Below are 7,263 nucleotides of genomic sequence, written 5' to 3' on the forward strand. Positions count from 1 at the left end.
TTTATACCCAATGGCCCCGTCGACTTTACTCCATTGTAATTTTGCAGCGGGTTCCACAATACCCCCGATCTTCACTTCCTTGGGAGCAGGGGGCGCCCAGGCGATTGCAGCTAGATTGATAGCATTGACGGCAGTCAACTTGCTTGCATAGTCAAAGTCGACATGTTCCAAAACATCCCCGTAAGCAATCCCATTTTCGGTTCTGATATCCTGATGCTGTTGGGTATAGTTCTCATGGGCTTCCATAATGCGTATTCCGGCAAAACCGGCATCATTGAATGGTCTGTGGTGCCCTCCACGTCCAAAACGATCCAAACGATAGACCATCATCGGCTTCAGTTCAGGCATATAGGTTTTGGTGGTCGTATAAACATAACGCGCCAATTGGCGTGAGATGCCATCGACCTCACCTCCGTAAAAACGTCGTGCATTGCGCTCTTCTTCGGTTTCTGTAGGGGGTACGGGTTCTGAAAAAATACGGAATTCCCGGTTGTCGATGACCCCATCGACCCCTCTGATGTTTCCGATCATATCGTTATTCAGAATACCAATGATCTCCCACCCTTTTTCCTTTGCATAGGCCGCAAGGCCTTTGCCTCCATAAAGTCCCTGTTCCTCGCCGGAAAGACCCACATAGATGATGCTGTTCTCGAATTTGTATTTTGAAAGTACCCGGGCAGCTTCCAAGGTACCAGCCATACCGCTGGCATTATCGTTCGCCCCAGGAGATTCTGAGGTGAAATCCGCAGGGTCACTTACCCTAGAGTCGATGTCCCCACTCATAATAATATAGCGGTTGGGATATTTGGTGCCTCTTTGTACGGCCACCACATTGACCACCATAACATCATGGACGATGCGTTGGTTATCCCCTTTCTTCACCAAATCTTTTTGATAGAAAACATCCAAACAATCCCCACAGGCTTTTGAGGTTTTGTCGAACTCCCCTTCGATCCATCTACGGGCCGCACCAATACCCTGCGTTTGGGATACGGTATCGCTCAAGGTATGCCGGGTTCCGAAATTGGTCAACGCGGTCACATCGGCTTTAATATGGTCGGGGGAAACGGCATTGATGATATCGTAAAGTCGGCTATCGGTTTGGGAGCATAAGAGGATCGGGAATAGGAGTAATAGATGTAAAAGCGTTTTTTTCATTTTAAGATGGTATTATTCAATAAAGTATCCGTGTTAAAAGGGTTGTTTAACTATAAGATGATTTAGAAATGGAATTATTTACTTGCTCATTTTGCAAACCGTTCTAACAAACCACGAACATATTTTATATCATCGATGAAATATTTGGCCTGGGTTTTTTGTCGACCCACCTTAACGGTCACCGTACTTTCTGGTAGTTCTTGGAACATAAACTCATCGGTCCAGTCATCCCCAATGGCAAAGACAAAATCATAATCCCCGTCTCCTAAGACGCGCATGGTTGCCCGTCCTTTATTGACATTGCTACTTTTGATTTCCATGACCTTATTGCCATTCAATACGCTTAAATCGTCATTCGCAATCAGACTGGTCAACACGGTATTAAGCTCATTGGCCCTTAGATTTCCGAAATCGGGATCCGTTTTGCGGTAATGCCAGGCGAGGGAGAAGTTCTTTTCCTCGATAAAACTACCGGGTGTGCGGTCCACAAAGGATTCCAATACCGGACGAATTTTTTCCATCCAGTCATTTTTAACATTTTCTAGCATTCTAAAATCCGCCCCATTTTCTGAAATCCATACCCCGTGCTCCACGATCATATTATATTTTTTGGGCAAAAACCACTTGGTAAAAGTGTCCTTGTCACGACCACTAACCAAATAAACCTCGGTATTTTCCAAATTGTTCAGGGCGTCTAAAAGCGCATAGAGTTCTTTGTCGGGACCTGCTTTTTGGGGATCCACATGAAAGCCTGAAAGGGTTCCGTCATAATCCAGGAACAATAATCGTTTTTTGGCTTTCTTAAAATCATCCAATACGGCATTCAACCGGTTTTCGGTCAACCGTTTGGAGACATAGGCCGCATCCCTGTCTTTTTGTGCCTTAAGGGACGACATAAAATCGTTCGCCCATTTCTCCACATTATAGCGTTCCAAACGTTTCTGTAGTGTTGCATTCCGGGACTTTTGTTCGTCTAGGGGCATATTTATGGCCTCATATAGGGCATCCGCAATTTGTTCGAAATTGTTCGGATTTATCAAGAGTGACTCGTTCATCTCATTGGCAGAACCAGCCATTTCACTTAAAATAAGCACTCCTGACTTATCTGTGCGTGTAGCGATATATTCCTTGGCCACGAGGTTCATTCCGTCGCGTAAGGGCGTTAACCAGGCAATATCACTCGAGGTATAAAGGTCGATCAGGTTTTCAAAAGGCACGGATCGATAAAAGTACCAGATGGGAGTCCAACTCACGGTTGAGAAGTCCCCATTGATACGGCCTACCAACTCATCGATTTCTTTCTTCAGAAGTTGATATTGGGGCACGTTTGATCGGGAGGGGACGGCCAGGATGATCAGCCTGACCTTTTCTTTGTATTGGGGATACTTATTCAAGAAATATTCAAAGGCATTCAGCCTTTTGGCAATACCCTTAGAGTAGTCCAATCGGTCAATGGATAGTATCAGTTTGGCATCGGGGGTTGACTTTTTATGGTTGTTGAGCCTTTGTTGTAGGTCTGATTGCTGGGCCGTCGTGTTTTTTTCGTGTTCTTTGGCCGCATCGCTGAATTTTTTATAATCGATTCCCATGGGAAACGAATCGACCTTGATGATCCTATTGCCGAGATAAATGTCATTGAAACTTACCTCCAATCCCAACAATCGCCGTACCGAGCTTAAAAAATGCCGCTCGTAATCGTAGGTATGGAAACCGATCAAATCGGCACCCAAGAGTCCCTCCAATACCTCTTCCCGCCAAGGTAAGGTCCTAAAAATCTCGAACGAAGGGAAGGGGATATGTAAAAAAAATCCAATGGATATGTTGGGGCGTTTTTCACGCACCATTTGCGGAACCAACATCAATTGATAGTCATGTACCCAAATGGTGTCATCATCATCCGATTTTTCCAAAATGGCATCGGCGAACTTTTGGTTGACCGCCTTATACACGTTCCAGCTTTCAAGCTCAAACTCCGAATATTCCAAGAAATAATGAAATAGGGGCCAAATGGTACGATTACTGAATCCATAATAGAATCCATCGACTTCAGCTTCGTTTAAATTCACTTTCGAAGATCCATGTTCCGCGAGGGCTTGATCGATTTTCGGGGCCATTTTCTTTGGTATTTCCTCATCCGTTAGGCCACTCCAGCCAATCCATAAACTATCGCCCCCCGAGTGCACGGACTTCATACCGGTTGCCAAGCCTCCAACACTTGGTATTGCAGTGATGGTTTCATTGCTAATTTGTAATTGTACTGGTAGTCTATTTGAGATTATGATAGTTTTGCCCATAAAGTGAACGATTTAATCGTGATTTGTATTTTGTTTCTATAAAATTCGTCAAATTGCGTGGCAATAACAACTTATAGAGGACTTTTAGAGGATAATTGAACTATGGACAATCTTGATTACGGAATTATCGGAAATTGTAGGAGTGCGGCATTGATTTCCAAAACAGGGTCATTGGAATGGTGTTGTTTGCCTGAGTTTGATTCTTCATCGGTCTTTGCAAAGATATTGGACGAGCAGATCGGAGGCAGTTTTGAAATACTGGTTTCAGATGAATATACCATCAAACAGCGTTACAAAAAAAACACGGCGGTGCTCATCACCCGATTTTCCGATGGGGAAAATATATTCGAGTTGCACGATTTTATGCCGCGGTATTATAACGAAAGCGGGGGTTATTATGCTCCCCCTGAAATAGCAAGGCATGTACGACATATTCAAGGCAAACCAAAATTCCGGGTCAAATACGATCCAAAGCTCGAATATGCCTTGGGCGAGACCAAGACCTATGTAAAGAGAAACTTCATTGTTAGTCTTACCCAGAATGAAAAGTTCGATACCATCTTCCTGTATACGTCGTTCAATAAGAAAGATGTCATCGAGGGCAGGGAGATAGAGCTTGTCCAAAACGGATATTTTCTAGTGGGGTACAACGAGAAAATCCTGCAACCGACCTCACGCAAGATTTACTTGGATCTTGAGCGAACCAAGGTATATTGGTTGAACTGGACGAATAGAACTCCGAACTACAAACAGTACAATAAGCAAATTACGAGAAGTGCCATCACCTTGAAATTATTGAGCTATGACAAGACCGGCGCTGTTTTGGCTGCGCCCACCACTTCCTTGCCAGAGACCATAGGTGAGGTTAGGAACTGGGATTATCGCTTCTGTTGGATCCGAGATGCCTCTATGGTCATTAAGGTCATGTCTAACTTAGGCCATAAAAATGTGGCAAAAAGATACCTGCAGTTTATTATCGATTTGATTCCGGATAAGGATGAGAAATTACAGATCATGTACGGCATCAACAAAGAAAAGAAACTGACCGAGGAAACCCTAGATCATTTAAGTGGCTACAAAGGCTCAAAACCTGTTCGTATTGGAAATGCGGCTTATGAGCAAAAGCAAAATGACATTTATGGAATTCTTATGGATGTGATACATGCCCAATTGGTAAAATTCGAAACTGATATAGAGAATGGTGAGGAATTGTGGGGTATTACCAAGGGAATTGTTTGGATCGTCTCGCGTCACTGGCATGAACCCGATAAAGGAATTTGGGAGTTCCGAACCGAGGATCGGCATTTTACCTTTTCAAAGGTTCTCTGTTGGGTCGCTATCGATCGCGCTGTGAAGGTGGCTAAAATATTGAAAAAGACAAGGAAATTGGAAGCATGGACAGCCTTGGAAAAGGAAATAAAAGCCGATATCTATGCAAATGCCTGGAATGGGGAAGTCGAGGCCTTTACACAGTCTTATGGATCAACCTATCTGGATGCTTCGGTATTGTTGATGGAATCCTATGACTTTATAAACGCAAAGGATCCCAAATTTATCAGCACTGTAAAGGCGATAGAAAAGGACCTAAGTAATGATGGTTTATTGTACCGCTATAAGAATGAGGATGATTTCGGATTACCTTCGTCCTCCTTTACCATTTGCACTTTTTGGTTTATCAATAGTCTCTTTAAAATCGGCGAAGTGGAAAAAGCACAGCAGCATTTTGAAAAATTGTTGAGTTATAGTAACCATTTAGGTTTGTTTAGTGAAGACATTGATTTTAAGAGTAAAAGACTTTTAGGTAACTTTCCACAAGCCTATTCCCACCTGGCTTTGATCGAGTGTGCAATTAATTTTTCGACCAAGGACTCCGAAGAACGGATATTGGAATCAATGCGGGAATGAATTGGTAAATTCCCCCTTCAAAGGGGAATCGATGGGATTAACATTTGCTTAATCACAGCAACAGCATTGGGTATACGATTGATAAGGCATAATTCAGTACCAATTTAACCAACGGGAACTAATACCCCCTTTGAAGGGGGGTTAAGGGGGATGTGCTGGTTGAGTACTTGAATTTCATTCGTATAGCAAAGTCCAGACCAAACCAATACTACTTGTAGAAATTCCCTTTGCCGTTGTAGGTACTAAAAAGGCATCTCATTTTCGGGTTCAATTCCCCCTTTGAAGGTTGATTAAGGGGGATGTACTCAGAGGGTATTTGAAATATCCTTTGCCATGGTTTTTACTTTATGCAATAAGTGGTCCAAATCCTTTGGGGTAGTAAACGGATTCATGATCGTAGTTCGCAGATAATGAACCCCCCTTAACTTGGTTTGAACAATGTAGAATTCCCCTTCTTCCAATATGCGTTGTCTTATGCTGCCATTGATTTTATTAAGTTTGGATGTGGTGCGTGTTCGATCGGTATATCTAAAACAAACAATATTCGACATGGGCCGTACCGCCAATTCAAATTGGGGTTCCTTTTCGATGCGTTCCCCAAAATAATGCCCTAAATCATAAAGTGTGGTCACATAAGCATCGAAAACAGCTTCACCATAGGTTTTTAAAAGGGTGTACCATTGTATGCTCATCATGGTCTTGGTACATTCAAAGGTACGTTTGGCCAAATTATACCAATCCTCATGCTCGGACTGTTCCAAAAGATAATCGGCCTTTTGACTAAAAGTCGCATGGGAATGGTCGCCATTCTTAAAAAGAAGGGCCGTGGTTATAGTTGGCATCATCATCATTTTGTGTCCATCGATAACCACTGAATCGGCTTGGTCCAGTCCTTTTAACAAAGGCTTGTACTTGGGCGAGAAAATGGAAGCACCGCCATGGGCGCCATCCACATGGAACCAGATATTATGTTTTGAAGCGAATCTTGCAATGGCTTCCAGATTATCATAGACCCCTGTGGCTGTGGAGGGTGCGCTGCCCACGATGGCAAAGACGGTCAGGTTTTCTTTTATCGCTTTTTGGTAATATTCCTCCAAAAGGGAAACATCCATACTAAAGTCATTTGAGGCCGGTATCGAAATAATTCCCTTGGCACCCAATCCCATGATTTTTGCAGCACGCGCTATGCAGTAATGCGCTTCGTCACAGACCATGATCCCCAGTTTCTCAGCGCTGCCCTCATTCCAAATATCATGGTTTAAAATGGCCTTTCTGGCGGATAGTAGGGCCGTAAGGTTGGCCAAAGTACCTCCTGAGGTGAGAAATCCCCGTGAATTTTCATCATACCCTATTTTGCGGCAGATGAATTCTGTAATGACCCTTTCAATGGCCGTAGGCGCCATGCCCATCTCATACACGGCCATGCCATTATTGAGCAAGGAACTTATCAGTCCGGCCAAGGAAGCCAATGGGGCAGGGGGGCAAACTTGGTGGCCAATGTATTTGGGATTGTGCACATGAATGGTATGTGCAATAATCTCCGGGAAAAGTTGGGCGGTATCCCCATGTTCAAGGTAACTTTCCCAAAAGGCATATTCATCCTCTGGGAGGTTCCAACGAATGACCTTTTCCGATTCCCCATGAAGTGAGGTCTCTAAATGGTCGGCCAATCGATCAACAAGTTCATGACCCTTTTTCCTGAAATTTTCAGGGGAGTAGACTGTTTTTAATAGTTCATTTCCCATAATTCAAATACGGTTCTTATGCTTTTTGGGACAACAATCTCATTGTACGATTACGCTTGTTTTGTTTTGGGTTGCCGAATTTTCACCCATGAAAATATCGAACGCTCCAGGTTCAACGAAACTATTTCCCTGAGTATCAAAAATCGATAGGTCCTCAGGGG

General features: G+C 43.5%; 4 protein-coding genes. 1 reads left to right on the forward strand and 3 read right to left on the reverse strand.

Features of this window, described 5'->3' with window-relative positions; all coding sequences use genetic code 11:
* A partial coding sequence (locus WBM98_RS09985) for a M28 family peptidase (protein ID WP_424365877.1) occupies positions 1-1,158 on the reverse strand: 1,158 nt, incomplete at its 3' end.
* A gap of 86 nt (positions 1,159-1,244) precedes the next feature.
* A complete protein-coding gene (locus WBM98_RS09990) occupies positions 1,245-3,452 on the reverse strand; it encodes a bifunctional alpha,alpha-trehalose-phosphate synthase (UDP-forming)/trehalose-phosphatase (RefSeq protein WP_424365878.1) in 2,208 nt (735 codons plus the stop codon).
* Positions 3,453-3,554: 102 nt separating this feature from the next.
* Here WBM98_RS09990 and WBM98_RS09995 point away from each other — a divergent pair, with 102 nt between their 5' ends.
* Complete coding sequence (locus tag WBM98_RS09995; protein WP_424365879.1) at positions 3,555-5,357, forward strand: glycoside hydrolase family 15 protein; 1,803 nt, start codon at positions 3,555-3,557, stop codon at positions 5,355-5,357.
* 305 nt (positions 5,358-5,662) lie between these two features.
* Here WBM98_RS09995 and WBM98_RS10000 read toward each other — a convergent pair whose 3' ends face one another.
* Positions 5,663-7,102: a pyridoxal phosphate-dependent decarboxylase family protein gene (locus tag WBM98_RS10000; protein WP_424365880.1), complete on the reverse strand. Its 1,440-nt coding sequence runs from the start codon at positions 7,100-7,102 to the stop codon at positions 5,663-5,665.
* Positions 7,103-7,263: the final 161 nt, after the last annotated feature.

Source organism: Maribacter sp. (assembly GCF_049667165.1).
Taxonomy (GTDB): Bacteria; Bacteroidota; Bacteroidia; order Flavobacteriales; family Flavobacteriaceae; genus Maribacter_A.